The organism is Roseateles sp. P5_E11, from assembly GCF_054049355.1.
On sequence record NZ_JBFUMO010000602.1, the window covers coordinates 1 to 3,398 of the forward strand.

The following is a 3,398-nucleotide window of genomic DNA, read 5'->3' on the forward strand; positions in this document are numbered from 1 at the left end:
GTGTCGTCGAAGTATTTCCAGTTCAGCAGGAACATCTGGTCCCACCAGCCGGCCGCCTTCCTGTCCGCCACATGGATGATGCCGACGATCTGGAAGGGCCAGTTCTGGCTGCCGTTGCGGTCCGGGAAGATGGTGGACTGCATGGGCACCTGGTCGCCGACCTTCCAGCCAAATTTGCGCGCCAGGCCTTCGCCAACCAGGGCGCCATTCTTGGTCTCGGCAAACGCCTTGCGGTGCTCGGCCGAGACTTCCATCTCGGGGTAGATGTCGAGGTAGTTGGGTGCGACGGCAAAACTGAAGACCGCGTTCTCGGGCTTCTGGTAGGCGCCGCCGAACCAGTTGGCGAAGGCCACATCCTTGACGCCGTCGATCTGCGAGATGCGTGCGCCCAGCGACATCGGCAGCAACTGGATGAAGCTGAGCTTGGAGCCCGTCTGCAACCGTTGGGCGCCGTTGGCACTCTTGCCGGCCTGGTCGAAGCCGACGCGCACCGCGTCCAGCAGGCCGAACAGCAGGAAGGCCGTGATGATGGACACCAGGGTCAGGAAGGTCCGGCCCTTGCGCCGGAACAGCGCCGCCCAGATGAGATGAAGGTATTTCATGCCAGCCTCCGCAGAGCCGTCTCAAAGAGGCTGGACGCCCCCTCGGGGGGCAGCGAACAAAGTGAGCGTGGGGGCATCATCTGCTCCTTCAAGCGGTGGCTTCGGTTACCAGCGTGCCCTTGTCCAGATGCAGCGTGTGGCTCGCTCGGGCGGCGGCGCGAGGGTCGTGGGTGACCATGACGATGGTCTTGCCATGATCGCGGTTGAGGGCCTGCAGCAGTGTCAGCACATCCTCGGCGGATTGCCGGTCCAGGTCGCCGGTGGGTTCGTCGCAGACCAGCAGCGTTGGGTCCGACACGATGGCCCGCGCGATGGACACGCGCTGCTGCTGGCCGCCCGACAGTTCGGTCGGCTTGTGCGAGGCGCGGTCGGCCAGGCCGACGAGCTGCAGCGCAATCGCCGCGCGCTTCTTGCGCTCGCCCGCTGACAGCTTGGTCAGCAGCAGTGGCAGCTCGACGTTCTTCTGCGCCGACAGCGTGGGCATCAGGTTGTAGAACTGGAACACGAAGCCGACGCGCGAGGCGCGCCACTTGGCCAGCGCCGCGCCGGACAGCTTGTCGATACGTTCACCGCCAACGCTGATGGCGCCGCCGCTGGGAGCGTCCAGGCCGCCAATGAGGTTGAGCAGCGTGGTCTTGCCGGAGCCCGAGGGGCCCATCAAAGCAAGGAAGTCGCCCTGCTGCACATCCAGCTCGATGTGGTGGAGCACTTCCACCTTCTGCTTGCCACGGGTGTAGACCTTGGACAGGTCACGGATCTCGATCAGTGCGCTCATCTCTTCAGTCCTTCTTCACGATGTTGGAACCCTGCTTCAGTTCGGTGGGCGGCGAYAGYACGACCGTTTCGCCCGCCTTCAATCCGCTGGTGACCAGCTTGAACTTGCCCGCGTCGGCGCCGAGCTTCACGGCGCGCTGCTCCGCGCGATCGTCATGGGCGACGAACACGGCGTCGCCGCCGTCGCGCTGCACCAGGGCCTCCGGCGGCAGCAGCACGCCGGGTACCGGTTTGGCTTCGGTCTTGGGCTTGGCCGCCAGGAAACTCACGCGCACGCCCATGTCGGGCACCAGACGTTCGTCCTTCTTTTCCAGTGCCACACGCACCTTGACCGTGGCCTTGCCACGATCGGCGCTCGGGATGACGGCAACGACATGGGCCGGGATCTTCCAGTCCGGGTAGGCGTCGAGAACGGCTTCGCAGGGCATGTCGGGCTTGACCTGGGCGATGTAGGCCTCGTTGACGTCGACGTTCACTTCCAGCGAGTCCATGTCGACGATGGTGCCCACGCCGGTACGGGTAAAACCCCCGCCGGCGGACAGCGGCGAGATGATCTCGCCCACCTGCGCCGCGCGGGCCGTGACGACGCCGTCAAACGGCGCCCGCACGGTGGCGTAGTCGAAGTTGACGCGCGCCTGCCGCGCCTGGGCCTGGGCGGCCTCGATCTGGCGCTGAGACGCTTCCATCTGCGCGGACACGGTCTTCACCGCCGTGGCCGCCTGCTCGCGCGACTGGCGCGTCGTCATGCCGCTGGCGTTCAGCTCGGCCTGGCGGCGCTCGTCGGCCTGGGCCTGGGCGAGCTGGGCGCGCACCTGGCCGAGATTGGCTTCGGCCGTGCGGATCTGCGCCTGGGCCGCGGCGAGGCCGGCCTTCAAGCCGGTGTCATCGAGCCGGGCCAGGACCTGCCCCTTCTTGACCTTGAAGCCCTCGTCGATGAGCACCTCAGTCAGCGTGCCGGTCATCTGGGCCGAGACGGTCGCCATGCGGCGCGCCGTCACATAACCCGTCGCCTGCAGGACCGCATCGGCGCTGGCGCCCTGACCGTTGGCGCGAACCGTGACCGTCTGCACCGGGATCGGCTTGTTCCCCGACAGCCACCACCAGGCCCAGGCGCCGCCCGCGGCCAGCAGCACGACGGCCACCACCAGGGCCCAGACCCACTTGGGCGGCCCGCCGTCGCCATGGTCCTCGCGATGCGCACCGTCGATGCGCAACTCTTTCAGCAATCCGGTATCGATGACATGCCCCCTGAACAGTTGGCTTGGGCGGACCCTCAGGCCCGCAGCAGCACCGGTCTTTCGACCACCCATTTGGAACCGGGGCGGATTGTGCAGTGGCTGCTGCCACAGCATGTCATCAATCGATGGACGGCGTCTGGCGGTGGCGAATCGACAGCCAGGGGCGATGAACGGCGGCCGTCAGGCTTGGCGCGCCGGCGTCATTCAGCTGGCGACGAGTCCGTTGCGGATGGCATAGACCGTCAACTCGGAGTTGTTGCTCAGGCCCAGTTTCTCCAGCATGCGGGCGCGGTAGACGCTGACGGTCTTGGGGCTGAGCATCAGCTCCTCGGCGATGTCGGACAGGCGCTTGCCCGAGGCGATCATGACCAGGGTCTGCAGCTCGCGGTCGGAGAGCTTGTGGTGGGCCTGCTCGGTGACGGGCGCGGTCAGGCTTTCGACCAGCATCTGCGCGATCTCGGGCGTTACATATTTTCGACCCTGGGCCACGGTGCGCACGGCCTGCACCAGCGTGGCGGGGTCGCCGCCCTTGTTGACATAGCCATAGGCGCCGGCCTTGAGCGCGCGGATGGCGTACTGGTCCTCGGGATACATGGACACGATCAGCGTGCGTACCGGGTTGCCCTCGTCCTTGAGCACATGCAGCACGTCCAGGCCGGAGCGGCCGGGCATGTTGATGTCCAGCACCAGCACGTCGCAGGGGTTGTCCTTGCCCAGGGTGTGCAGCAGGCCGCGCAGCTCGGTGTAGTCGCCGGCCTCGCCAATGACCTCGATGTCCTGGGCA

Annotated in this window: 4 protein-coding genes; all 4 read right to left on the bottom strand. The window is 66.7% G+C overall.

Annotation, left to right across the window (positions count from 1 at the left end; genetic code table 11):
- The coding region (locus ACXJKR_RS27670) for an ABC transporter permease (RefSeq protein WP_457325556.1) at nt 1-602 on the bottom strand (602 nt) is incomplete at its 3' end.
- An 88-nt stretch (nt 603-690) separates the two neighbouring features.
- Entirely contained in the window at nt 691-1,377 is a 687-nt protein-coding gene (locus tag ACXJKR_RS27675; RefSeq protein WP_056199321.1) for an ABC transporter ATP-binding protein, read from the bottom strand.
- Nucleotides 1,378-1,381: 4 nt separating this feature from the next.
- Nucleotides 1,382-2,602: an efflux RND transporter periplasmic adaptor subunit gene (locus ACXJKR_RS27680; protein ID WP_457325557.1), complete on the bottom strand. Its 1,221-nt coding sequence runs from the start codon at nt 2,600-2,602 to the stop codon at nt 1,382-1,384.
- Nucleotides 2,603-2,818: 216 nt separating this feature from the next.
- Nucleotides 2,819-3,398: response regulator (locus tag ACXJKR_RS27685; protein WP_457325558.1), on the bottom strand; the 580-nt coding region annotated here is incomplete at its 5' end.